The organism is Phenylobacterium sp. (assembly GCF_036821595.1).
In the GTDB taxonomy this organism is placed as follows: domain Bacteria; phylum Pseudomonadota; class Alphaproteobacteria; order Caulobacterales; family Caulobacteraceae; genus Phenylobacterium.
Genome location: NZ_DAISJG010000005.1, coordinates 56558 through 78716, shown reverse-complemented (window position 1 = coordinate 78716; position 22159 = coordinate 56558). Strand labels below are relative to the sequence as shown.

At 70.5% G+C, this 22159-nt stretch carries 21 protein-coding genes; 7 read left to right on the top strand and 14 right to left on the bottom strand.

Features of this window, described 5'->3' with window-relative positions; genetic code table 11:
* Nucleotides 1-45: 45 nt before the first annotated feature.
* A complete protein-coding gene (tipF, locus tag V7Z97_RS04515; protein WP_334161705.1) occupies nt 46-1332 on the bottom strand; it encodes a flagella assembly cyclic-di-GMP phosphodiesterase TipF in 1287 nt (428 codons plus the stop codon).
* Nucleotides 1333-1502: 170 nt separating this feature from the next.
* Between tipF and V7Z97_RS04510 the strand changes: the two genes are divergently transcribed.
* Nucleotides 1503-2984 (top strand): flavin-containing monooxygenase, encoded by a 1482-nt coding sequence (locus V7Z97_RS04510; RefSeq protein ID WP_334161704.1) that lies wholly within the window; start codon nt 1503-1505, stop codon nt 2982-2984.
* A 9-nt stretch (nt 2985-2993) separates the two neighbouring features.
* On the opposite strand, the gene V7Z97_RS04505 is transcribed toward V7Z97_RS04510, so the two are convergent.
* The 3 genes from V7Z97_RS04505 to V7Z97_RS04495 form a co-directional block, all read right to left on the bottom strand.
* Nucleotides 2994-3872 carry a 3-hydroxybutyryl-CoA dehydrogenase gene (locus V7Z97_RS04505; RefSeq protein WP_334161703.1) on the bottom strand — a complete coding sequence of 293 codons (879 nt, stop codon included), beginning with the start codon at nt 3870-3872 and terminating at the stop codon, nt 2994-2996.
* 302 nt (nt 3873-4174) lie between these two features.
* Nucleotides 4175-5119 (bottom strand): electron transfer flavoprotein subunit alpha/FixB family protein, encoded by a 945-nt coding sequence (locus V7Z97_RS04500; protein ID WP_334161702.1) that lies wholly within the window; start codon nt 5117-5119, stop codon nt 4175-4177.
* Nucleotides 5119-5871, bottom strand: a complete 753-nt coding sequence (locus tag V7Z97_RS04495) for an electron transfer flavoprotein subunit beta/FixA family protein (protein ID WP_334161700.1) — start codon at nt 5869-5871, stop codon at nt 5119-5121. The genes V7Z97_RS04500 and V7Z97_RS04495 overlap by 1 nt, the downstream gene beginning before the upstream one ends.
* A gap of 156 nt (nt 5872-6027) precedes the next feature.
* On the opposite strand from V7Z97_RS04495, the gene V7Z97_RS04490 reads away from it, so the two are divergent.
* Nucleotides 6028-6294, top strand: coding sequence for a hypothetical protein (locus V7Z97_RS04490; protein ID WP_334161698.1), 267 nt, complete (start codon nt 6028-6030; stop codon nt 6292-6294).
* Here the strand turns inward: V7Z97_RS04490 and V7Z97_RS04485 are convergent.
* Both V7Z97_RS04485 and V7Z97_RS04480 read right to left on the bottom strand, forming a co-directional pair.
* Nucleotides 6291-6860, bottom strand: a complete 570-nt coding sequence (locus V7Z97_RS04485) for a cob(I)yrinic acid a,c-diamide adenosyltransferase (protein WP_334161697.1) — start codon at nt 6858-6860, stop codon at nt 6291-6293. The genes V7Z97_RS04490 and V7Z97_RS04485 overlap by 4 nt on opposite strands.
* A gap of 7 nt (nt 6861-6867) precedes the next feature.
* The gene (locus V7Z97_RS04480; protein WP_334161696.1) at nt 6868-7065 is read right to left on the bottom strand and encodes a twin transmembrane helix small protein; all 198 of its coding nucleotides are present in this window, start codon (nt 7063-7065) and stop codon (nt 6868-6870) included.
* Between the two features lie 424 nt (nt 7066-7489).
* On the opposite strand from V7Z97_RS04480, the gene V7Z97_RS04475 reads away from it, so the two are divergent.
* Both V7Z97_RS04475 and V7Z97_RS04470 read left to right on the top strand, forming a co-directional pair.
* Nucleotides 7490-8140 (top strand): TetR/AcrR family transcriptional regulator, encoded by a 651-nt coding sequence (locus V7Z97_RS04475; RefSeq protein ID WP_334161695.1) that lies wholly within the window; start codon nt 7490-7492, stop codon nt 8138-8140.
* A gap of 26 nt (nt 8141-8166) precedes the next feature.
* The gene (locus V7Z97_RS04470) at nt 8167-8802 is read left to right on the top strand and encodes a TetR/AcrR family transcriptional regulator (RefSeq protein WP_334161694.1); all 636 of its coding nucleotides are present in this window, start codon (nt 8167-8169) and stop codon (nt 8800-8802) included.
* A 7-nt stretch (nt 8803-8809) separates the two neighbouring features.
* Here V7Z97_RS04470 and V7Z97_RS04465 read toward each other — a convergent pair whose 3' ends face one another.
* Nucleotides 8810-10450, bottom strand: coding sequence for an acyl-CoA dehydrogenase family protein (locus V7Z97_RS04465; RefSeq protein ID WP_334161693.1), 1641 nt, complete (start codon nt 10448-10450; stop codon nt 8810-8812).
* A 73-nt stretch (nt 10451-10523) separates the two neighbouring features.
* Here V7Z97_RS04465 and V7Z97_RS04460 point away from each other — a divergent pair, with 73 nt between their 5' ends.
* Complete coding sequence (locus V7Z97_RS04460) at nt 10524-11153, top strand: glutathione S-transferase family protein (RefSeq protein ID WP_334161692.1); 630 nt, start codon at nt 10524-10526, stop codon at nt 11151-11153.
* On the opposite strand, the gene V7Z97_RS04455 is transcribed toward V7Z97_RS04460, so the two are convergent.
* Both V7Z97_RS04455 and V7Z97_RS04450 read right to left on the bottom strand, forming a co-directional pair.
* Complete coding sequence (locus tag V7Z97_RS04455; protein WP_334161691.1) at nt 11150-11944, bottom strand: alpha/beta fold hydrolase; 795 nt, start codon at nt 11942-11944, stop codon at nt 11150-11152. The two genes, V7Z97_RS04460 and V7Z97_RS04455, sit on opposite strands and share 4 nt — an antisense overlap.
* A 16-nt stretch (nt 11945-11960) precedes the next feature.
* Nucleotides 11961-12896, bottom strand: coding sequence for a D-alanyl-D-alanine carboxypeptidase family protein (locus V7Z97_RS04450; RefSeq protein WP_334161690.1), 936 nt, complete (start codon nt 12894-12896; stop codon nt 11961-11963).
* A gap of 39 nt (nt 12897-12935) precedes the next feature.
* Here V7Z97_RS04450 and V7Z97_RS04445 point away from each other — a divergent pair, with 39 nt between their 5' ends.
* Nucleotides 12936-14024 (top strand): L,D-transpeptidase family protein, encoded by a 1089-nt coding sequence (locus V7Z97_RS04445; protein WP_334161689.1) that lies wholly within the window; start codon nt 12936-12938, stop codon nt 14022-14024.
* On the opposite strand, the gene V7Z97_RS04440 is transcribed toward V7Z97_RS04445, so the two are convergent.
* The 4 genes from V7Z97_RS04440 to V7Z97_RS04425 form a co-directional block, all read right to left on the bottom strand.
* Nucleotides 14021-15112, bottom strand: a complete 1092-nt coding sequence (locus V7Z97_RS04440; RefSeq protein ID WP_334161688.1) for an aromatic ring-hydroxylating dioxygenase subunit alpha — start codon at nt 15110-15112, stop codon at nt 14021-14023. The two genes, V7Z97_RS04445 and V7Z97_RS04440, sit on opposite strands and share 4 nt — an antisense overlap.
* A 43-nt stretch (nt 15113-15155) precedes the next feature.
* Complete coding sequence (locus V7Z97_RS04435) at nt 15156-16772, bottom strand: alpha-glucosidase (protein WP_334161686.1); 1617 nt, start codon at nt 16770-16772, stop codon at nt 15156-15158.
* A 1-nt stretch (nt 16773) separates the two neighbouring features.
* Nucleotides 16774-17397, bottom strand: coding sequence for an ATP-dependent Clp protease proteolytic subunit (locus V7Z97_RS04430; RefSeq protein ID WP_334161685.1), 624 nt, complete (start codon nt 17395-17397; stop codon nt 16774-16776).
* A 384-nt stretch (nt 17398-17781) separates the two neighbouring features.
* Nucleotides 17782-19257 carry a M20 family peptidase gene (locus V7Z97_RS04425; protein WP_334161684.1) on the bottom strand — a complete coding sequence of 492 codons (1476 nt, stop codon included), beginning with the start codon at nt 19255-19257 and terminating at the stop codon, nt 17782-17784.
* Between the two features lie 134 nt (nt 19258-19391).
* Between V7Z97_RS04425 and V7Z97_RS04420 the strand changes: the two genes are divergently transcribed.
* Nucleotides 19392-20096 (top strand): extensin-like domain-containing protein, encoded by a 705-nt coding sequence (locus tag V7Z97_RS04420; protein ID WP_334161683.1) that lies wholly within the window; start codon nt 19392-19394, stop codon nt 20094-20096.
* On the opposite strand, the gene V7Z97_RS04415 is transcribed toward V7Z97_RS04420, so the two are convergent.
* A complete protein-coding gene (locus V7Z97_RS04415; RefSeq protein ID WP_334161682.1) occupies nt 20093-21955 on the bottom strand; it encodes an outer membrane protein assembly factor BamB family protein in 1863 nt (620 codons plus the stop codon). The genes V7Z97_RS04420 and V7Z97_RS04415 overlap by 4 nt on opposite strands.
* Between the last annotated feature and the right edge of the window lie 204 nt (nt 21956-22159).

Sequence of the window (22159 nt, the reverse complement as noted above, 5' to 3'; positions counted from 1 at the left end):
AGCCCAAGACGGCGGCGGCGCAAAGCCCGAAGACGCGGCGGCGCGTCAGTACCGCCCGCCCACGACGCGGCGCGCCAGCGGGTGGGCGAGCGGCGGGCGCAGTGCGGGCGCCGGCGGCGTGGCCTCGGCGAGGACCGAGTCCCGGATGGCGCGGGGCTCCCCGAACAGGTGGCCCTGGCCGTAGGCGATGTCGAGTTCCAGGATGTCGACCACCTGTCGCTCGCTCTCCACCTTCTCGGCGATGATCTCGACGCCGTAGCGGCGGTTGAGCGCCGCGAAGTCCTCCGCGGCGAGGTCGGGCAGGCTGCGCAGCACCAGCCGGCCGTCCACCTCGGTGAGTTCGTCCAGAAGCATCTCGGCGCCGACCTTGATGAACTTCACGTCGGCCCGCGCCAGGTCCTGCAGATCGAGGTCGAGGTTGGTCACCTTGTCGAGGCTGAAACGGAAACCGAGCTCGGCCAGCTTGCTCATGTTGCGGGCCTCGATCGGGCCGCGGGTGTCGAAGGCCCCCTGGCCGATCTCGAAGATCAGGGCGCCAGCGAGGTCGCGGTTGTCCTTCAGGAGGTCGAGGAACTGCGGGAAGAAGCTCTCGTCGGCGAGGCTCGCCATGGAGATGTTGCAGAAGATGCCGATGCGGCGGTCCTTGGCGGCCAGGCGGCGCACGATCTGCACGCAGCGGAACAGCAGCAGGTTGTCGATGGCGGTGACCAGCCCGCCGGGTTCGGCGACGGTCAGGTATTCCGCCGGCATCATCACCCGGCCGGTCTCGTCGCGCAGGCGCGAGAAGCTCTCGTAGAACACGGTCTTGCGCTGCGGCAGACCCACCACCGGCTGCAGGTAGAGGTCCACGCGGTTCTCGGTCAGGGCCTCGCGGACCGTATCCATCAGCAGGCCGGCGGCGCGGTGGTCGGAGTTGTGCCCCAGGCGGGCGGCGAGCGGCGAGGGCCCGGCCGGGGCGGGACGCTCCTCCAGCCGCTGCTGCATCCGCTCCACGAGGCTCTCCAGCAGGTGCACCTCGTCCAGGATCTCGTCGGACTTGTGGGCGTCGGCGGCCGCGGTCTCGGCGACCTCGGCGACGCGGGCGTCCAGCCGCTCGACCTGGTCGATGAGGATCTTGTGGGCCTCGCGGACCGCGTCCATCTCGGCGCGGATGGCGGTGTTCTCGATGATCCGGGCGATGATGCCGTGCAGCGCCATGCACAGGCCGATGGTGGCCACGAAGGCCGAGACGCCCGAGCCCCAGCCCTCGCCGTTCCGCCACAGCGAAAGCGCGACGGTCAGGGAGACGCAGAGATAGGTCGCGCCCAGGAGGGCAGGGGTGAGCCGTCGCATGGTCCCATCCGAATCACCCGCGAGTATCCGACGCCGAATCCGATGAAGTCGAATGGATTAACCGTCGCAGCGGGGCGGGTCCGGCCGCGGGCGGAGTGGCGTTCGGCCGGGACTTATGTGATCAATGTTCAGGTGACCTCCGCGCGCGAGACGGAGGACTTCGGGGACGAATGATGGCCGAGCATTTCGACGTGGTGATCGTGGGCGCGGGCCTGTCGGGCGTGGGCGCCGGCTGGCACCTGCAGAACGAGGCGCCGGACCGTTCCTATGTGATCCTCGAGGGCCGCGAGGCGATCGGCGGCACCTGGGACCTGTTCCGCTATCCCGGTATCCGCTCGGACAGCGACATGTACACCCTGGGCTACGCCTTCAAACCGTGGACAGAGGCCAAGGCCATCGCCGACGGGCCGTCGATCCTGAACTATGTGCGCGAGACCGCCGCCGAGCACGGCATCGACCGCCACATCCGCTTCCGCCACCAGGTGAAGCGCGCCTCATGGTCCACCGAGGATGCGCTGTGGACGGTGGAGGCCGAGAGCGAAGGGCAGGTCCGCCGCTTCACCTGCAGCTTCCTGTTCCTCTGCGGCGGATACTATTCCTACGAGGCGGGCTACACGCCCGAGTTCCCGGGCCGCGGGCGGTTCCGCGGCCGGTTCGTCCATCCGCAGCACTGGCCCTCGGACCTCGACTACGCCGGCAAGCAGGTGGTGGTCATCGGCTCGGGCGCTACGGCGGTGACTCTGGTGCCGGAGATGGCCCGCACCGCCGGCCACGTCACCATGCTGCAACGCTCGCCCACCTATGTGGTCAGCCGCCCGGCCGAGGACCGCATGGCCAACTGGCTGCGCGCGCGCCTGCCCGGCAAGCTCGCCTATGACATCGTCCGCTGGCGCAACGTCCTGTTCGGCATGTACTTCTTCAACATGGCGCGGAAGAAGCCCGCCGCCGTGAAGCAGCGGATCATCGACATGGTCCGCGCCGAGCTCGGGCCCGACTACGACGTCGAGACCCACTTCACCCCGACCTACAACCCCTGGGACCAGCGGCTCTGCCTGGTGCCCGACTCCGACATGTTCCAGGCGATCAAGGCCGGGACCGCCTCGGTGGTGACCGACCACATCGAGACCTTCACGGAGGACGGGATCCGCCTGAAGTCCGGCAAGGCGCTGAAGGCCGACGTCATCGTCAGCGCCACGGGGCTCAATCTGCAGGTCATGAACGGGCTGGAGCTGACCGTCGACGGCCGCAAGGTCGAGCCGGGCAAGACCCTGTCCTACAAGGGCATGATGTACGAGGGCGTGCCGAACCTGGCCTCGGCCTTCGGCTACACCAACGCCTCCTGGACCCTGAAGTGCGACCTGACATGCGAGTACGTCACGCGCCTCCTGAACCACATGAGGAAGACCGGCCTGCGCCAGGCGACGCCGCGCAACACCGACCCCGGCATCGGCACGGCGCCGTGGCTGGACTTCTCCTCGGGCTACGTGACCCGGGCGATGGACAAGTTCCCGAAGCAGGGGACCAGGGCGCCCTGGAAGCTCCACCAGAACTACGCCATGGACCTCATGACCCTGCGCTACGCGAAGCTCGAGGACGGAGTGATGGAGTTCTCCAATCCCGAGCGCCCGGCCCTCCGCCTGGCGGCGGAGTAGCCGAACAGATCAGCGCGTCGGGATCGGGTGCTCGCCGCGGTAGTCGTAGAAGCCGCGGCCGGCCTTGCGGCCGAGCCAGCCGGCCTCGACGTACTTCACCAGCAGCGGGCAGGGGCGGTACTTGGAGTCCGCCAGGCCCTCGTGCAGCACGTTCATGATCGAGAGCACGGTGTCGAGGCCGATGAAGTCGCCCAACTCCAGCGGACCCATGGGATGGTTGGCGCCCAGCTTCATGGCCGTGTCGATGGCCTCCACCGTGCCTACGCCCTCGTAGAGGGTGTAGATCGCCTCGTTGATCATCGGCACCAGGATCCGGTTGACGATGAAGGCGGGGAAGTCCTCGGCGTTGGAGGTGGTCTTGCCCAGCGACTGCGCGAAGGCGACGGCGGTCTCGTAGGTGTCGGGGCCGGTGGCGATTCCGCGGATGATCTCCACGAGCTTCATCAGCGGCACCGGGTTCATGAAGTGCAGGCCGATGAACCGCTCGGGCCGGTCGGTGGCGCTGGCCAGCCGGGTGATCGAGATCGACGAGGTGTTGGAGGCCAGCAGGGTGTCCTTGCCGAGGTGCGGCGAGAGCGCCTTGAAGATGGTCTTCTTGACCTCCTCGTCCTCGGTGGCCGCCTCGATGGCCAGGTCCGCGCCGCCGATGCTCTGCAGCTCCGGGGCGGCCTTGATGCGCTTCAGCGCCGCGTCCATCGCCTCGTGGTCGATGATGCCGCGGGCGACCTGGCGGGTCATGTTCTTCTCGATGGCCGCCAATCCCGCCTTGACCCGGTCCTCGCTGACGTCGTGCAGCAGGACGTCGTAGCCGCCGAGCGCGCAGACGTGGGCGATGCCGGAACCCATCTGGCCCGCGCCGATGACGCCGACCGATCTGATTTGAACCATTGAGCTTTAAGCCTCGCAGGCGGGGCGCATTCCTTCGCACCCGCGGTATGGGGCCGCTATTAACATCGCCTATTGCGGCGCAGACAAGGCCTTTGCTGCGACGCAGCGTAGCCTTCGCCATGGAGTGTGGCGCTCGCGCCCGGCTGGATCTTCCGTGGGTTGCATGGTTGGCGCTTCCGCCAGTCACTAATCGCGCAGGGCGTGTATCGGCGCCGTCTCCCGGCCGCCGCGCTCCCGCGCACGAAAAAGGGCGGCTCCGCGAGGAGCCGCCCTTGTCGTTTCGGCGCGTGCGTCCGCTGCGACTACTTGCCGACCTTGGTCAGCTCGCTCATCAGCTCCGGCACGGCGGCCTTGTAGTCCGCCACCAGGCCGTAGTCGGCGACGGCGAAGATCGGGGCGTCGGGATCCTTGTTGATCGCGACGATCACCTTGGAGTCCTTCATGCCCGCCAGGTGCTGGATGGCCCCGGAGATGCCAACGGCCACGTAGAGCTCGGGGGCGACGACCTTGCCGGTCTGTCCGACCTGGTAGTCGTTCGGCGCATAGCCGGCGTCCACCGCGGCGCGGGAGGCGCCGACCGCCGCGCCGAGCTTGTCGGCGAGCGGCTCGATGACCTTCTGGAACTCTTCCGCCGAGCCCAGGGCGCGGCCGCCGGAGACCACGATCTTGGCGCCGCCCAGCTCGGGACGGGCCGACTTCACGATCTGCTGGTCGACGAACTTGGCCTTGGCCGGCGCGGCCGGAGCCGAGATCGTCTCGACGGTGGCCGAACCGCCTTCCGCCGCCGCCTTGAAGACGGTCGGGCGGACGGTGACGACCTTCTTGGCGTCGGACGACTGCACGGTCTCCAGCGCGTTGCCGGCGTAGATCGGGCGCACGAAGGTGTTGGCGTCGACGATCTCGACGGCGTCGGAGATCTGGGCCACGTCCAGCTTCGCGGCGATGCGCGGGCTGATGTTGCGGCCCTGCGAGGTCGCCGGCGTCAGGATGGCGTCGTAGCCCGCGGCGAGCGGCACGACGAGGGCCTCGAAGGCCTCGGCCAGACCCTGGCCGAGCTCGGCGCTCTCGGCGACCAGCACCTTGCGCACGCCCTGGATCGACGCGGCGGCCTTGGCCACCTCGCCCACGCCCTGGCCGGCCACCAGGATGTCGATGTCGCCCGACAGCTTCTGGGCGGCGGTGACGACCTTGTGGGTGTTGTCGCGCAGGGACGCGTTGTCGTGATCGGCGATGACGAGAACGGCCATTAGAGCACCCCCGCTTCGTTCTTCAGCTTCATGACCAGGTCGGCCGCGGTCTCAACCTTGATGCCGCCGGCGCGCTTCGGCGGCTCGGTGACCTTCACGACCTTCAGGCGCGGCGCGATGTCGGCGCCGACCGAAGCCAACTCCTTCACGTCGAGCGGCTTCTTCTTGGCCTTCATGATGTTGGGCAGCGAGGCATAGCGCGGCTCGTTGAGGCGCAGGTCCGCCGTGACGATGGCGGGCAGGTCGACCTCGAGGGTCTGCAGGCCGCCGTCGACCTCGCGGGTCACCTTGGCCTTGCCGCCGGCCACTTCCACCGCCGAGGCGAAGGTCGCCTGCGGCCAGTCGAGGATGGCGGCGAGCATCTGGCCGGTCGCCGAGTTGTCGCCGTCGATGGCCTGCTTGCCCATGATCACCAGGTCCGGGCTCTCCTCGGCGATGACCGCCTTGAGCACCTTGGCCACGGCCAGCGGCTCGAGGTCCTGGTCGCCGGCGTTCACGAGGATCGCGCGGTCGGCGCCCATGGCGAGCGCCGTGCGCAGCGTCTCCTGCGCCTGGGTCGGGCCCACGGAGACGGCGACCACCTCGGTGGCCACGCCCTTCTCCTTCAGGCGAACCGCCTCTTCGACGCCAATTTCGTCGAAGGGGTTCATCGACATCTTCACGTTGGCGAGATCCACGCCGGACTGGTCCGGCTTCACCCGCGCCTTGACGTTGTAATCAATCACCCGCTTGACGGTGACCAATACCTTCATGGCCTACGCCTCAAAATTTGCATTGCGGAAAAATCGGTCGCAGGGGGCAATAACGGTTCCGGCGCACTTTGCAAACCGCCTCGACTTCGCAGGCGCCGCATTTCCGTCGGAACCCGCCGCTAGCCAGACGCCGCGCCTGCGCTTAGAGAGCCCGCCATGACCCGCACCATCAACCGCCTGAAACTGATCTTCCTGGGAGTCTTCGCCGTCCTGTCGGTCGGCGTGCTCGTCTGGCAGGTCGGCTGGGTGATGCCGATGAAGAAGTGCGAGGAGGCCCACAAGTGGTGGGACCACGGCCAGCGCGTCTGCGCCCAGCCGGTGCTGATCTCCGACATCACCGGCCGCACGATCCAGGACAAGGAGGCCGAGGCCGCCGCCCGCGCCGCCATCGGCCGCCCGCCCGCCCCGGTCCAGAACCCCTAGCGGGTCGCCCCGGACTTCCAGAACACCTCGGACGCGCCGCGGTCGTTGGCGAAGCGCGCCGCCACGAACAGGAAGTCCGACAGCCGGTTCAGGTAGCGCATGGCCGGGCCGCTGACCGGCTCGCCGGCCTCCATCAGCCTGACGGCCTCGCGCTCGGCGCGGCGGCAGACGGTGCGCGCCAGGTGCAGGGCCGCGGCTGCGGGCGTGCCGCCCGGCAGGATGAAGGACTGCAGCGGCGGCAGGACGCCGTTCAGTTCGTCGATCTCCCGCTCCAGCCGCGCGACCTGGGTGTCGAGGATCCGCAGGGTCGCGGCCTCGTCCTCGCGGGGCGGGGTGGAGAGGTCCGCGCCCAGGTCGAAGAGCTCGTTCTGGATGCGCGCCAGCATGGGGTCGAGTTCGGCTGCCTGGGCCGTGTGCAGCCGGGCGAGGCCGATGCAGGCGTTGGTCTCGTCCACCGCGCCGTAGGCCTCGACCCGCGGGCCGGCCTTGCTCACCGGCTCACCCGTGGCCAGGCGGGTGCGGCCGTCGTCGCCGGTGCGGGTGTAGATCCGGTTCAGCGTGACCATTTGTCGCTCAGTGGCTCGCGCGCCACCACACCGCGCCCATCAGGACGGCGATGGCGACGGCCTGCATGACGACCCGCAGGCGCATCAGCTTGTTCGAGTAGGAACGGCCGAAATCCCCGCCGCGGAAGAGGGCGTAGATGCCGAAGGCCAGCACGGTGGCGACGGCGAGCAGCGCCGCCGGGATCAGGTAGTCGAACAGGTCCATCGCCCCAATTTAGGCCGCCGACGCCTGTTCGGCCACCGAGAACGGTGATTTACGGATATCGCTGCAATTGAAGCTTGACTGCGTCCGGATTGATCATGTTCAACGATCCGGATTCGTTGGTTTCGTCGCAAATCAGCCACACTCGAAAGGGATGGTCAGACTCAAAGCTCGTCTTTCGGCCCCAAGGTCGTTCTGGCGGATCAGGTCTCCTGCATTGATTGTAGCGTTCTCCCCGTATCGCGGAACGGGGATACTGAACATGTTCAATCCACTTCCCCGCCAGGACGCGCCGCGGCGGGGCGCCGAGGGACGGCCCCGGCTAGATGGCAGCCGACTTCGCGACGTTCCGGCCCCCCGGAGCCCGCGCCATCACCACTGAGCAGTCAAACGAGCGCCTCCCCCGCGCTCTTCCGAAGGTCATGAGATGAAGCACGTTTCTCCCCTCCAGCCCGCCGCCGAAACGAAGGTGAAGGTGCCCACCCGCCGCGCGCTCGCGAAGCAGCAGACGCGCGCCAAGGTGCTGGCCGCCGCGCGCCGCCTGTTCAGCGAGCAGGGCTATGAAGGCGCCACCATCCGCGACATCGCCGCCGCCGCGGGCATGTCCACGGGCGCAGTGTTCGCCAACTTCACCGACAAGTCCGATCTCTTCCGGGAGATCATGATGGCCGACATGATCGCGCTCAGCGACGCCATGCGCGAGGCCGCCGGCCGCGGCCGCACGGTGGAGGACGCCCTGCTGAAGATGTTCAGCGCCGGCTACGCCTTCTACAAGTCGCAGCTGCCGCTGGCCCGCGCCGCCTTCTGCGTCTCCTGGGCCCCGCAGGACGGCCCGGCGATCCGCAGCGCCGCGCCGGTGCAGGCCCTCCAGGACCTGATCTCCGAACAGCTCGAGGCTGCGGTCGCCCGCGGCGAACTCGGCCAGGAGTCGGAGGTGAAGCTGCGCACCCAGATGCTGTTCGACGCCTATCTGTCGAACTTCCCGCAGGCCATCTTCCAGGGCTGGAGCCTGGATGCGCTCCAGGCGCGCGCGCGCGATCAGATCCGCATCCTGCTGGCGGGCGCACGCCGCGGCTAATCGCGGCCTGGGCCGGGGGGCCATGGATGAAGGCAGATGTCGGACCGCAGCCGGGCGCCTCGGGCGCCCGCGCCAGCCAGCGTGAGGCGACCCGCAACCGCGTTCTGAACGCGGCGCGGGAGCTGTTCGACACCTCCGGCTACCAGGGGACCACGATCCGGGAGATCGCCCGCCACGCGGGCGTCTCCGTCGGCAGCGTGTTCACCACCTTCGCCTCCAAGGGCGAGATCCTCAGCCAGGTCATGCAGGACCGCCTGGAGCCGCTCTACGCCGAGCTCGACCGGGTGGTCCCGCACCTGCGGGGCTCCACCGCCGACCGGCTCCGGTCGATGTTCGCCATCCACTTCGCCTTCGAGGCCCCCCGCGCGCGCCTGTTCCTGGCGCACATCGCGGCCGCCTACGACTGGACCCTGCCGCCCACGGCCCGGCCCTACGGCCATACTCCGCGGCTGCAGGACGTTATCCGCGACTGTCTCGCCAAGGGCGTCGAGGCGGGCGACGTCGACCCTGCCGCCGACCCGCAGGAGATCATCGACCTGCTGATGGCGGCCTATGCCTGGACCTGGCGCCTGGCCATCACCAGGGCGGCCGACGCCCGGGCCATGACCGAGGCCATGGACCGCCAGATCGGACTGATCTGCGAGGGTTTCCGCCCGCGGTAGTCGCGGCTCAGTTGGCGCCCTCCAGCAGGCGCCGCGCGATCACCTGGGCCTGGATCTCGCCGGCCCCCTCGAAGATGTTGAGGATGCGCGCGTCGGCGAGCACGCGGCTCACCGGCTGCTCGATGGCGAACCCCGCCCCCCCGTGGATCTGCACCGCGTTGTCGGCCGCCGCCCAGGCCACCCGCGCGGCGACCAGCTTGGCCATGCCCGCCTCCAGGTCGCAGCGGCGCCCCTGGTCCTTGGCCTCGGCGGCGAACCAGGCGAGGCGGCGCGCGCCGAGGATCTCCGCCGCCATCATCGCCAGCTTGTTGGCCACCCGCGGGAAGGCCGCGAGGGGCTCGCCGAACTGGCGCCTCGCCAATGCATAGTCGAGGGCGAGGTCCAGGGCGTTCTGGGCGACCCCGATCGCCCGGGCGGCGGTCTGGATGCGGGCGCTCTCGAAGGTCGCCATCAGCTGGACGAAGCCCTGCCCCTCATGGCCCCCCAGCAGGTTGGCGTGGGGCACGGCGAAGCCGTCGAAGGCGATCTCGTACTCCTTCATCCCGCGATAGCCGATGACGCCGATCTCGCCGCCGCCCATGCCCGGCGCGGGGAAGGGATCAGCCTCGCTTCCGCGCGGCTTCTCGGCGAGGAACATGGAGAGGCCCCGGTGGTCCTTCGAGGCCGGGTCGGTGCGGACCAGCAGGGTCATCAGGTCGGCGCGGGCGGCGTGGGTGATCCAGGTTTTGGCCCCGGTGACCCGCCAGACCTCGCCATCGCGCACGGCGCGGGTGCGCAGGCTGCCCAGGTCCGAGCCGGCTTCCGGCTCGGTGAACACGGCGGTGGGGATGATCGCGCCCGAGGCGATGCCGGGCAGGAAGCGCGCCTTCTGGTCCTCCGTGCCGTGGGCCAGGATCAGCTCGGCCGCGATCTCGGAGCGGGTGCCCAGCGACCCGGTCCCGATCCAGCCGCGGGACAACGCCTCCGAGACCACGCACATGGCCACCTTGCCGAGTCCGGAACCGCCCCACGCCTCCGGCGCGGTGAGGCCGAAGACGCCGAGGTCGCCCAGTTCCTGCAGCAGCGAGAGCGGGATCAGCTCGTCGCGGAGATGCCAGCCGTGGGCGTGGGGCGCGATCTTCTCGGCGGCGAAGGCGTGGAACTGGTCCCGAACCGCCTCCAGCGTCTCGTCGAGGCCGCTGGCCTCCAGCGAGGGCTGCCCGCGCGCCTGGTCCAGCAGGGCGACGATGCGGGCGCGCACCGCCTGCGACGCGCCGGGCCGCAACCGCTCGATGACGGACTGCAGACGGTCGGCCGCAACGCCCAGGTCGCCGGGCCGGAACATCTCCCCCTGGTTCATCGGCAGGCCGCCCGCGAGCTGACTGAGGTACTCGAAGGCGAGGATCTGGGCCGGCAGGGCGTCGGCCTCGCCGAGCCGGGGGCCCAGCGCCCGGGCCCAGGCGGCCGTCTGGCGCAGCGTCTCGGCGTAGGCGGCGGCCCAGGCCAGGCCGTGGGCGCCGTGCTGTCCGGCGTCGAGGGCGGCGCGGTCCAGGCGGCCGTCGCGACGGACCCGGGCGGCCACGGCGTCGCGCAGCTCGGTGACGAGGGCGTCGGCCTCGCGCGCGGCGAGGTCCAGGAGGTCGGTCAGATCGGGCAGGACGAGGCTCATGGCCCCCTTATAGGCGATGCTTGCCTTGCGTCGCGTCAGGGGGCTTTGCTGCCGGCCTTTCGAGGGAGACGCCATGATCGTCGTCCACCATCTCAACGACTCGCGCTCGCAGCGCGTCCTGTGGCTGCTCGAGGAGCTCGGCGTCGCCTACGAGATCAGGCGCTACGCCCGTGACGCCACGACCCGGCTCGCGCCGCCGGAGCTGAAGGCGGTGCATCCGCTCGGCAAGTCGCCGGTGATCACCGACGGGGAGCGGACGGTCCACGAGTCCGGCGCGATCATCGACTATCTCGTTCGCCGCCACGGCGGCGGGCGTCTGGCGCCGGCGGCCGGGACCGACGCCCACGAGACCTACCTGCAGTGGCTGCACTACGCCGAGGGCTCGGCCATGCTGCCGCTGATGCTGCAGCTCTACGTCGGGCGGCTGGGCGAGGCGGCCGCGCCGCTCCAGCCGCGGATCGACAGCGAGATCGCCAACCACCTGGGCTATGTCGACCAGGCTCTGGCCGGGCGCGACTGGCTGCTCGGGGTCGAGCTCTCGGCCGCGGACATCCAGATGAGCTTCGTGGGCGAGGTCGCCGGCGCCTTCGGCCGGCTGGCGGCGCACCCGAACCTCGCCGCCTGGGTGGGACGCTTCCAGGCGAGACCGGCCTACAAGGCGGCGCTCGAGAAGGGCGGCGCCTACTCCTTCGCCCGAGGCTAGAACCGCCCCTCGTACGGGTCGTCCAGCAGGCCATCGAGGAAGTCGAAGACCGTCGCCTTGGTCAGCCCGTGCGGAATGGCCGAGAAGTGGTCGCAGCCGGGCAGGGACACGCCTTTGCCCAGCGGGAAGATCCGCGCCAGATCCTCGGGGTCGCCGGCGCCCTCATCCCGTTGGCCGGCCACGACCAGCACGGGCATCGGCAGGGCGGCCATGGCGGCCTCGTCGAGCGGCGGGTTCTCGGCCTGCACGAAGGCGGCGAGCGCCCGGCGATCCTCCCCCTGCTCGTCGGCGAACTGGCGGAAACTGCGCAGGAAGGGCTGGGTGATCGTCGCCGGGTCCTCGGCCAGCATGGCGTCGGCCATGATGCTCCCGCGATCCGTGGAAGGCTGCAGCAGCCGCCCGCCGACCCCGCCGAGGATCAGGTTGGAGAACCGGCCCGGCGCGAGGATGGCCGCCTGCAGGGCGGTGCGCGTACCCATGGAGTAGCCGAACAGGTCGCAGCGCTGGACGCCCAGGTGGTCCATCAGCGACAGGACGTCGCCGGCCAGCTTTTCGCGGCCGTAGTCCTGGGGGTCGTAGAGCTTGGCGCTCTCGCCGTGGCCGCGCTGGTCGAGGCCGATCACCCGCATCCGCCGCCGTTCGAAGGCGCCGTACCAGCCGGTCCGGCGCCAACCCTCGCCGCGGTTGGACGCGAAGCCGTGGAGCAGGAGGATGGTCCGCTCCGCCCCGCCGGGCGGCTGGATGTCGTCGTAGGCGAGGGTGACGCCGTCGGGGGTGGTGAAGCTGGCCATGGCCGGGACGGTAGCCTCAGGGCGTCTCGCCGGTCCACTCCCAGTGCCAGGGTTCGAAGGGGTAGTTCACGAAGCCGAAGCGGTGGGCGTTGGCCACCAGCCAGCGGTAGGCCGGCGTCCGGGTCATGTGGAGCCGGTTCGGGTCGGCGGTGGAATCGGGCCCGTAGCCGGGGGCCTGGCCGACGTAGAGGTCCATGGCCAGGCCCGTTCGGTGCGGCGAGCAGCGGGCGCGGACGATGCCGTTGCAGTTGCCGTCCCTGGCGCAGCGGGCGGCGTCGTAGGCCGGGCTGCGGTAGGCGGAGAAGATGGTCAGGTTGCGCTGGTCCCGGGCGATCTCCGGGACCTCCGCCTTGGCGGCGTCGACCATGGCCCGGTAGGCCGCGAAGGCGCCGGGCCTGAGCTCAACGTGCTTGCCGCCGTAGCCTTCGGCGGGGCGGCCGGCCGTCAGCCGCGCCTCCGGGGGCGGGCTGGGGCAGACGCCGCGCGAGGACAGGCGGACGAAGGCCCGCTTCTCCTGCGCCAGGCCCTTCAGGTGCTGGAAGGCCTCGGGGCTCATCACCCCGTTGGGGAAGATCCGCTGGTCGCCCTGCCAGGCGGCGAAGGCGGCGGCGAATCCCGGCGTGTCGGGCGCGCACGGCGTGCGGATCGTGGTCTGGATCAGCGGGACGTAGATCTCCCAGCCGGTCTCGGGCCGGCGGAAGGGCGCCCACTGCAGGGTCTTGAGGCTGCGGGCGTTCTGCTGCGCCGCGCGCTCCCATCCCCGGGCGAGGCCACAGTCGGGCGCGGCCGGCGGCGTCAGCGGCGCGGGGGCGGCGGCCACCGCGGGGCCCGTGCGGCGCGGCGGCGCCTCCGGCTCCTCCCCGGTTACCCGCCACACGAGCAGGACAAGCAGGACCACTGCCGCGGCGAGCGCGCCCAGGAACCGCAGAGCCTCTGAAACCTTGATCCTCACGACGCGTAACAAATGCGCATCGTGAAGCTGAGGTCCAAGATGCCCGTCGCAAAGGTCGCGCTCCTGCTGGGCGCGTCTGCGCTCTTTCTCGCCGCCTGTTCGGAGCCCGCTCCGGGCGGCCGCGAGGCCGCCCTGCCGGCGCCCGACGTCCACCCCGCGCCCCTGACGATCCCGGCGGTCGCGCCTTCCTCCTCGCCCGTGGGCCAGGCCATCGACAAGGCCGAGTGGGGGACGCAGCTCACGCCCGACCAGATGCGCGCCCTTCTGATCCGCACCCAGGTGCTGCTGTCGCGCGCCCACTTCTCGCCCGGCGTCATCGACGGCGCGGACGGCGACAACCTGAAGGACGCGGTGCTGCACTACGAGACCGCCAACGGCCTGCCGGCCGACGGCAAGCTGGACCAGCAGGTATTCGAGCGGCTGGCGGCCGACTCAGGTCCGGTCATGACCGACTATGTGATCACCGAGGCCGACGTGAAGGGGCCGTTCGTCGAGAAAATCCCCACGGACTACAAGGAGATGGCCGCGCTGGACCGGCTGGCCTACACCAGCCCCGCCGAGCTGCTGGCCGAGAAGTTCCACATGGACGAGGCGCTGCTGAAGGCGCTGAACCCCGACGCCGACTTCGGCGTGGCCGGGACGAGGATCCTGGTGGCCGCGCCCGGGCCGGAGACCCTGCCCGCCGCCGTCACCCTGGTGCAGGTGGACAAGGCCAAGCGACAGGTCCGCGCCTACGCCCAGGACGGGCGGCTGATCGCCTCCTATCCGGCGACGATCGGCTCCTCCGACATGCCGACGCCGGCCGGGGAATGGGCGGTCAACGCCGTGGCCCTGGACCCCACCTGGAACTACGACCCCTCGAAGCTGAACTTCGGCGACAAGTCGGCCGGCAAGCTGACCATCAAGCCCGGGCCGAACAATCCCGTGGGCGCGGTCTGGATCGACCTCACGAAGGACACCTACGGGATCCACGGCGCGCCGGAGCCCCGCCTGGTGGGCAAGACCGCCAGCCACGGCTGCGTGCGGCTGACCAACTGGGACGCCCGCCAGCTCGCCTCGGCGGTCTCCAAGGGGACAAAGGTGGTGTTCATGGAAGCGCCGCAGGCGACGGCGCCGGCCAAGACCTAGCTCCGCCAGCGAAGGACGGTCGGCTCCACCGGATTGCGGAACGGCCGGCCCTCCCGGCGGCTCGCGGCCCATTCGCGCTTGAGCTGCTGGTACCACTTGGCCTGGCGGTCGGCGTCCTCGATCCACATCAGGGGCGGGTCGTACTTCAGGCCCTGGTTCTGCAGGTTCACCATCTCGCCGTCCTGGCGCAGGAAGGTCCGCGCGCCGGCCCGGATGAAGGGCCGCAGCAGCAGGAAGGCCGGATGGTCCGACCAGCCGAGCTGGGTGATCTTGGTCGTCGTGGCGTTCACCGGCGTCAGGCACGTCAGCGACAGCACCTGCCGGCGGCCGACGGAGATGTGCTCCCAGCGCAGGCCCGGCAGTCGGAAGGTGATTTCGGTCAGCGGTTGTCCGCCCAGGACGGCGTAGGCGCGGGAGTTCTTCGAGGGCTCGTGGCGGACCATGGCGAAGCCCGCCTCGCGGGGCTCGAAGCGCTTGGCCTTCTCATGCTGGCTGCCCGCCGAGCGCCACCACCACTGCTGGTGCACGTAGGGGCCGTGGGCCGGGTCCATGAGGCCCACCACCGCATGGTCCACGTGGGCGTCGAAGGTCATCCTGTCGACAATCTTCGGCGGCCCGCCGACGACGCCGGGGAACACCGGCGGCGGCTCTGCCGGCTCGGCCCCGGGGTCGGCGCCCATCCAGACGAAGACCAGCCCCTGGCTCTCGGCGACCGGGTAGGACCGCACGCGGATGCGGGAGACATCCATCGCCTGGTCTGCCACCAGCGAGGGGATGGCCGCGCAGGCGCCGTCCTGGCCGAACCTCCAGCCGTGGTAGGGGCACTCCACCGTCTCGGCGCCGGAGGGCTCCGTGCGGAAGCGGCCGGCCGACAGCGGCGCAGCCCGGTGGGGGCAGATGTCGCGCAACGCGAAGAGGCGCCCCGCCCTGGAGCGGCCCAGCAGCACCGGCTCGCCCAGGATTTCGTGGCGGGTGAGGCGGCCCGGCTTCAGCTCCGAGGTGAGCGCGGCGAAGTACCAGATGTCGGTCAGGAACCCCTGGCCGAACCGGCCCCCGGTGCGCGCCGCCTTGGTCTCGCCGTCAGGCATGGACCGTTCCTAGCCGTCCGCACGTCCCGGTGGAAGCCGGGACCTAGGCGAGCTTCAGGAAGGCGGCGGCGTAGGGGGAGAGGCCCAGCGAGCCGGCGCGGAGCTCCGCCTCGCCGCCCAGGGGCAGGACCTCGGCGTTCGCGAACGCGGCGTCGGCGACCACGGCGGGCTGGGCGCCCAGGTTGAAGATGCAGGCCACGGCGTCGTCGCCGAAGCGCCGGACGAAGGCCAGCACGGGCTCCGGCGCGTCGAGGAAGGACAGCTCGCCCAGCCGCATGGCCGCCGAGCTCCGCCGGAAGGCGATCATCGACCGGGCGAAGGTCAGCGCCGAATCCGGATCCTGCTCCTGTTCGGCGACCGTCAGGCCTTCGTGCTCACGGGCGGCCGGCAGCCAGGGCTCCCCGTTGGTGAAGCCGAGGTTTGGGCCGGGGGCCCAGGGCATGGGCGTGCGGCAGCCGTCACGGCCGCTGTCGTAGGGCCAGTAGAGGTCGCCCACAGGATCGCGCAGCTGGTCACGGGGAAGCGTGGCCTGCGGCAGGCCGAGCTCCTCGCCCTGGTAGATCAGGGTCGTGCCCTTCAGGCTGACCAGCAGGGCGAACAGCATCTTCGCGAGTTCAGGCGAGGCGTGTTTGCCTCCGAACCGGCTGACGGTGCGCGGCACGTCATGGTTGGAGAAGCTGATCGTCGGCCAGTGGAAGGGATAGTCGGCCAGGGTGGCGCAGTGCTCGCGCACGAAAGCCGGCGTCAGCTTCCGGGCCAGCAGCATCACGAAGGTGTAGCCGGAGTGCAGGCCCTCGTCCGGTGTGCAGTAGGCGCCGCAGCGGGCCTCCTCCTCCGAGAACTCGCCGAACACGAAGCGCTCGCCACCGTTCCTGCCGTCATGCGCCTCCACCCGACGGCGGATGAGCTCCAGCATCTCGACGTTCTCGGGCAGGTTGGAGTCGTGCAGGTGGCGCTGCAGGTTGCCCGCGTGACCCCAGTGCAGGCCCGTTCGCTCCTCGACCGGCACCGGCGGGTTGTCGGTCAGCGCCGCGTCGTGGAGGTAGGTGCCGGCGACGTCGAGCCGGAAGCCGTCGACGCCCTTCTCCAGCCAGAAGTCGAGCACCGAGAGCGCCGCCTCGCGGGCGGCCTCGTTGCGCCAGTTCAGCTTCGGCTGCTGGCGCAGGAACTTGTGGTGGTAGTGCTGGCGCCGCTTGGGCTGGTAGGCCCAGGCCGGGCCGCCGAACACCGAGAGCCAGTTGTTCGGCGCCGTGCCGTCTTCCTTCGGGGCGGCCCAGACATACCAGTCCGCCTTGGGGCCGTCCCGGCCGCCGGTCAGGCTCTCCAGGAACCAGGGATGCTCGTCCGAGGTATGGCTGAGCACCTCGTCGAGGACGACCTTCAGCCCCCGGGCGTGCGCGGCGTCCAGCAGGCGCCGGAAGTCCTCGGGGCTGCCGTAGTCGGCCTGCACGCCCTGGAAGTCGGCGATGTCGTAGCCCCAGTCGCGGTTCGGCGACGGGTGGATCGGCGACAGCCAGATGCCGTCCACCCCGAGGCTCTCGATGTAGTCCAGGCGGGCCATGACGCCCGCAAGGTCGCCATGGCCGTCGCCGTCGCTGTCGAAGAAGGACCGGACGTAGACGTGGTAGAGGACCGCGCCCTTCCACCACGGCTCGGACACGTCAGGCCTCGGAGGCGTGGCTGATGATCTTGGAGACGATGCCGTAATCGACGGCCTCCTCCGCGCTCAGCCAGTAGTTCCGCTGGGTGTCCTTGATGATCCGCTCGACCGGCTGGCCGGTCTCCTCGGAGATCATCCGGTTCACGCGGTCGCGCATCTTGATGATCTGCTCGGCCTCGATCTGAATGTCCGAGGCCTGGCCGCGCATGCCGCCGGCCGGCTGGTGCAGCAGGAAGCGGGTGTTCGGCAGGCAGAGCCGGTTTTCCTTCTTCGCCCCGAGGAAGATGTGCGCGCCGGCGCTGGCCACCCAGCCCGTGCCGACCACCTTCACCGGCGCTTCGACGAAGCGGATCATGTCGTGGATGGTGTCGCCGCTTTCGACGTGGCCACCCGGCGAGTTGATGATCATCCGGATCGGCTTGTCGCTGTCGGCGGCGAGCGCGGTGAGCTGGGCGGTGACCCGCTCGGCCAGCCGCATGTCGATCTCGCCGAACACGAGCACCGTGCGAGACTTGAACAGCGCGTTCTGGACGGGCCCCGCCGTCATCGGCATGTCGGGCAGCCGGCCCTTGTCCTCGTCGTCGCCGTCTTCGTCGTCAAGCCGGCCGGTCCACTGGTGGCGCATAGATACCTCGTAGGTGCAGGCAGACCGTCGCATTGCGAGATCTGCCATTCGTCTCGCCGCGGGGCAGCGGCTAGTCCCTCGGACTTATTGGTCGACGCGCCTTCGGGCAAGTCGGGCGGGACGGCTTTTCGCTGACGATCGCATAAGCCTTGGGGAAGTCGGAGAGTTGGACGGCTCGACTCGAGCCGTCCGCAAACAACCATCGCGGGCCGTCAGTGCAAAAGAGCTGTGCTACCGGCTGGCCCGGACAGTGGAACTCCTCCCAGGAGGCAGAGCAGTTTGGGGGAACGGGCGTCGCTCTGGAGACAGTGGTCGCCAGAGGCTCGTTCGGGACGCAGGCGGTCACGAGGGCAAGCGTCAGGCTATATGAGAAGGGGCGGGGCATCATTGAGCCGCCGTCGCGATCAGCCGGGCGTAGAACTGCACCGCCTGCTCGAGGTTCTTCAGCGTCAGGTGCTCGTTGGTCCCGTGGATCATGCCGACGTCCTTCAGCGACAGGTCCATGGGCTGGAAGCGGTAGACGTCCTGGGCCACCGGCTGCAGGTAGCGGCTGTCGGTGCCCGCGGTGACCAGGGATGGGGCGACGGGCGCCTTCGTCACCTCGCCCGCCACGGCGGCGACCACCTTCCAGGCGTCGGAACGCATCGAGGAGACCGGCGAGGGCTCGTCCGGCGCCTTCGCCCAGGCCAGCGTCACCGGCAGGTCGCCCACGGCCTCCTTCGCCCGGGCCATGACGGTCGCCGAGGTGTCGCCGGGCGCGATGCGGTAGTTGATCCAGGCGGTGGCGTCCTGCGGCAGGACGTTCTCCTTGGGACTGCCCTTCAGCATGGTCGGCGCGATGGTGGTGTGCAGCAGCGCCGCCCCCGAGGGCGTCGCGCCCACCTGGCCCGCCAGCATGGGCGCGAACAGCCAGTCGTTGGCCACCGCCATCCGGACGGGGAACGCCGCGTCCGGGGCCAGCACCTGCAGCATGTCCGCGCCGGGCCCGCGGAACGCCATCGGGAACGGGCGGTCGGCGATGGCGGTGACGGCGCGGGCGAGCGTCACCACGCCGCCAGCGTCCTTCGGCGGGGCGGAGGAGTGGCCGCCGGGCGCCTTGGCCGTGACCACCAGGGTGCCGTAGCCCTTCTCCGCCGTGCCGATCAGGGCGAGCTTGCCGTTGGTGACCGGGTTGTCGGTGATCACCGCCAGCCCCTCGTCCAGCACGAACTGGGCGCGGATTCCCCGGGACTTGAGCAGGGCGGCGGCGGCGCGGGCCCCCTGTCCGCGCACCTCCTCGTCGTGGCCGCTGACCAGGATCACGGTGCGGCGCGGGCGGAAGCCGCCGGCGGCCAGGGTCTCGACGCCTTCGAAGAGGGTTATCAGGGAGCCCTTGTCGTCGATCGCGCCCCGGCCCCAGACAGCGCCCTCGGCGATGTCGCCGGCGAAGGGGGCGTGCTTCCAGTCCCGCTCCGTGCCCGGCGTCACCGGCACCACGTCCTGGTGGGCCATCAGCACGATGGGCGCCAGCGACGCATCCGTCCCGGCCCAGGTGTAGATCAGGGTGTGGCCGGCTACGACCTCGCGGCGCAGGGCGACGTGGGCGGCGGGATAGGAGGCCTGGAGGAAGGCGTGCAGGCGGTCCCACTCGCCCGGCTGGTCCTGCGCCGGGTCCTGGTGGCTGACGGTCCGGATGCGGATCGCGGCGGCCAGCCGCTGCGCGGCGCCGGCCACGTCTACGGCTACGGGGGCGGCGATCCGCACGGACGAGACGTCGGCGGTGACGGGCGGCCTGTAGGTGAGGGTGCGCACGAGGATCACGCCCACCAGCACGAGAACCAGCGCGAACACGACGAGCGCGATACGGCCCACAAGACGCATGCGATGATCCCTCCCGAGGAAGCGCGACCTTAGGGCTTCCCGCGAGGTTGGGAAGCGGCTGAACCGGGCGTCCGCCCACCCGTTCCGCCGCTGTGCCGTTCCGTCCGCCCAAGCTGAAGCCCGTTTCGCCCGAGATGCTGGCGCTCGCCGGCCTCTGGACGACGCTCGTCGACCTGGCGCTGGCGGGGCTCGCCGTGCTGGTGTTCGTCAACGCCTGGGCGCCGCCGCAGGACCTGCCGTGGAAGCCGTTCAGCCTGAACCGGCCGGTGGGCCTGGCCACCCACACCCAGTTCATGCGCGCCGCCGCCGATCCCGCCCTCTGCCGCGCGGCCCTGGCGGAAGGCCGCGTCACCTTCACGGAGGAGCCGGACCGCGACCTCGGGGAGTGCGCTACGGAGAACACGGTGCGCCTCCGCGACGGGACCGCCGTCCCGCTCTCGCCGGCAGCGCCGGTGGTCACCTGCCCGGTGGCCCTGGGCTACGCCATGTGGACCCGCCACGTGGTGCAGCCGGCGGCGCGGGACCTGCTGCAGACCCGCATCGGTCGCGTGGAGCACTACGGGACCTACGCCTGCCGCAACATCTACGGCCGTGAGGAGGGCCGGCGGTCCGAGCACGCGTTCGCCAACGCCATCGATGTGGCGAGCTTCCGCACCACGGAGGGCGCGCGGATCACGGTGCTGGGCGACTTCCGGGACGAGGACGCCCGCGGCCGGTTCCTGCGCCGGGTGCGCGACGGCGCCTGCCCCTGGTTCCGGGCGGTGCTCAGCCCCGACTACAACGCCGCCCACCGCGACCACCTGCACCTCGACCACGGCCGGTGGAGCGTCTGCCGCTAGGGCCTGGGCCGGAACGCGAGGAAGCTGTTCCCTGGCGCCTGGCCGAACATGCCGTAGCCGGAGTTCACGAACAGCAGCCCATTGGCGGCGACGATCGAGGCCGCGTCGATGGAGCCGCCGCGGCCCTTCACGCCGTTCACGGTCTCGAAGTCGCGCAGGGTGTCGTAGCGCCAGAGCTCCTGGCCCGTGCCCGCGTCCAGCACGAACAGCCGCCCGTCCAGGCTGCCCTGGACCACGGCGCCGTCGATCACCGTGGGCGCGCCGGAGAAGCCGTAGAGCCGCTCGCAGCGGGGCGCCTTCTTTCCCCGCTCGCCCTCACAATCCGGCGTGGCCGAATAGTGCCAGCGGATCTCGCCCGTATTGGCGTCCACGGCGTACATGCCGGGCTGCAGCTTCGGATCGATCGGCGCGCCGCCGGGCAGCGGCCGGCCGATCTGGGCGACCGGCACGTAGACGGTGTCCCGGTCGAAGGCGATGCCCCAGTGGATGCCGCCGTTGGGCGCGCCCGTGCCGATGTCGCGCCGCCAGACCACCTTGCCGGTGTCGGGATCGAGCGCCCAGACCGTGCCGGACTTCTGGCCGGCCAGGACCAGCTCGCGGCCGCCCGATAGCTTCGCCAGGATCAGCGAGGCGCCGAAATCCACGTCGCGATAGACCGTCTCCTTCACGCAGTTCAGCCGGGTGGGCGGAGGGTTCGGCCCGCAGCCGGCGTTGAAGATGTCGTTTTCGGTGGCCTGCATGCTCCAGGCCTCGGTCCCGTCCTTCAGCCGGATGGCGATCAGGGCGTCGGTGTTGCGGTGGGCGGGCGGCGAATTGGCCTCGCCGGTGCCGAAGAAGACCAGGCCGCGCTTCTCGTCCACGAGCGGCGAGTTCCAGATCGGCGCGCCGGACGGCCCCATCAGCGGCTTGCCGTCGCCGCGGTCGCGGACGGGCTGCGCGTCCGGCATGGTGTCGTAGCGCCACTGCTGGCTTCCGGTGGCCGGATCGAGCGAGACCACGAAGCCGTGGTTGGTGCAGCAGGTCACCGCGTTGTCGGCGGCCTGCATGATCTCGTACTGTGAAACCGGCACGATGATCCGGTCCTTCAGCACGCGGGGCGTGCCGGTGGTGAGCGAGTAGGAATAGACCCCGACGTTCTTCGTCCAGAGCGCCTTGCCGGTGCGCGCGTCCACCACGTGGACGGTCGAATCCAGGCCGGAGAAGGCCAGCACCGGCCGGCCGTCGGCGATCACGCCATAGGCCGCGCTGGTCCTGAGCGGCGCCCCGCCGGGGGTGCGGTAGATCCACTGGACGCAGGGCTTGGCCGGGTCGCTGACGTCGAGGCTGTAGAGGGCCGCGGCCTCGGCTACGGGCAGGAAGAGGTTGTTCCCGACCACGGCCGCCTGGGACCGCATCATGGTCACGTCCGGGAAGCCCACCGCCCAGGCGAGCTCCAGCCTGCCGAGCTTCGCCTTGCTGAGGCCGGCCTGGCGTGGGGTGAGTGTGCGGGTCTGGCGGGGGTCGAAGCCGAAGGTGGCGACGGTGGCGGGGCCCTTCAGGTCCACCTTCGCCCGCGCGCCCTGGCACATCATGGCGCCCGTCCAGGCGTCGGTCGTGACGGTGGAGCGGCCGGTCAGGTAGTTGATCAGCTGGCCGCGGGTCTCGTCGGTCAGGGCGGCGCCCTGCACCTTCATCTTGCCCTGGGTGAGCGCGTAGTTGAGCGCCTGGTAGCTCATCGCCTCCAGGGTGCTCCGCGCCGGCGAGCGGGTGGCTTCCGGGTTGTCGTGGCAGGCGGCGCACTGCGTCCGGTAGAGCGCCTGGCCGGGATGGGGCAGGGGCGTCTGGGCCAGCGCCGCGCCTCCGGCGGACAAGCTCAACATGGCGGCCGCAGCCGCGGCCAGGCGCGATAGGCGCATGTCTTCCCCCCTGATTCCGCGCTCCTCGCCGACCGGTGGGGCGCGTTGGCCATGAGGATAGGTGATCGCTGCTCAGGAAGTCGACCGGCTTGACGCTGCCGCGCGCGACGTCGCAAATGGCCGCCAAGTCAAACAACTGTTTCAAGAGGAGCGCGCCATGGGCGAGGT

Bases quoted from the DNA above. Each gene is read 5' to 3' on its own strand.
- tipF (WP_334161705.1), bottom strand. From the start codon at position 1,332: ATGCGACGGCTCACCCCTGCCCTCCTGGGCGCGACCTATCTCTGCGTC.
- V7Z97_RS04510 (WP_334161704.1), top strand. From the start codon at position 1,503: ATGATGGCCGAGCATTTCGACGTGGTGATCGTGGGCGCGGGCCTGTCG.
- V7Z97_RS04505 (WP_334161703.1), bottom strand. From the start codon at position 3,872: ATGGTTCAAATCAGATCGGTCGGCGTCATCGGCGCGGGCCAGATGGGT.
- V7Z97_RS04500 (WP_334161702.1), bottom strand. From the start codon at position 5,119: ATGGCCGTTCTCGTCATCGCCGATCACGACAACGCGTCCCTGCGCGAC.
- V7Z97_RS04495 (WP_334161700.1), bottom strand. From the start codon at position 5,871: ATGAAGGTATTGGTCACCGTCAAGCGGGTGATTGATTACAACGTCAAG.
- V7Z97_RS04490 (WP_334161698.1), top strand. From the start codon at position 6,028: ATGACCCGCACCATCAACCGCCTGAAACTGATCTTCCTGGGAGTCTTC.
- V7Z97_RS04485 (WP_334161697.1), bottom strand. From the start codon at position 6,860: ATGGTCACGCTGAACCGGATCTACACCCGCACCGGCGACGACGGCCGC.
- V7Z97_RS04480 (WP_334161696.1), bottom strand. From the start codon at position 7,065: ATGGACCTGTTCGACTACCTGATCCCGGCGGCGCTGCTCGCCGTCGCC.
- V7Z97_RS04475 (WP_334161695.1), top strand. From the start codon at position 7,490: ATGAAGCACGTTTCTCCCCTCCAGCCCGCCGCCGAAACGAAGGTGAAG.
- V7Z97_RS04470 (WP_334161694.1), top strand. From the start codon at position 8,167: ATGAAGGCAGATGTCGGACCGCAGCCGGGCGCCTCGGGCGCCCGCGCC.
- V7Z97_RS04465 (WP_334161693.1), bottom strand. From the start codon at position 10,450: ATGAGCCTCGTCCTGCCCGATCTGACCGACCTCCTGGACCTCGCCGCG.
- V7Z97_RS04460 (WP_334161692.1), top strand. From the start codon at position 10,524: ATGATCGTCGTCCACCATCTCAACGACTCGCGCTCGCAGCGCGTCCTG.
- V7Z97_RS04455 (WP_334161691.1), bottom strand. From the start codon at position 11,944: ATGGCCAGCTTCACCACCCCCGACGGCGTCACCCTCGCCTACGACGAC.
- V7Z97_RS04445 (WP_334161689.1), top strand. From the start codon at position 12,936: ATGCCCGTCGCAAAGGTCGCGCTCCTGCTGGGCGCGTCTGCGCTCTTT.
- V7Z97_RS04440 (WP_334161688.1), bottom strand. From the start codon at position 15,112: ATGCCTGACGGCGAGACCAAGGCGGCGCGCACCGGGGGCCGGTTCGGC.
- V7Z97_RS04430 (WP_334161685.1), bottom strand. From the start codon at position 17,397: ATGCGCCACCAGTGGACCGGCCGGCTTGACGACGAAGACGGCGACGAC.
- V7Z97_RS04425 (WP_334161684.1), bottom strand. From the start codon at position 19,257: ATGCGTCTTGTGGGCCGTATCGCGCTCGTCGTGTTCGCGCTGGTTCTC.
- V7Z97_RS04420 (WP_334161683.1), top strand. From the start codon at position 19,392: ATGCTGGCGCTCGCCGGCCTCTGGACGACGCTCGTCGACCTGGCGCTG.
- V7Z97_RS04415 (WP_334161682.1), bottom strand. From the start codon at position 21,955: ATGTTGAGCTTGTCCGCCGGAGGCGCGGCGCTGGCCCAGACGCCCCTG.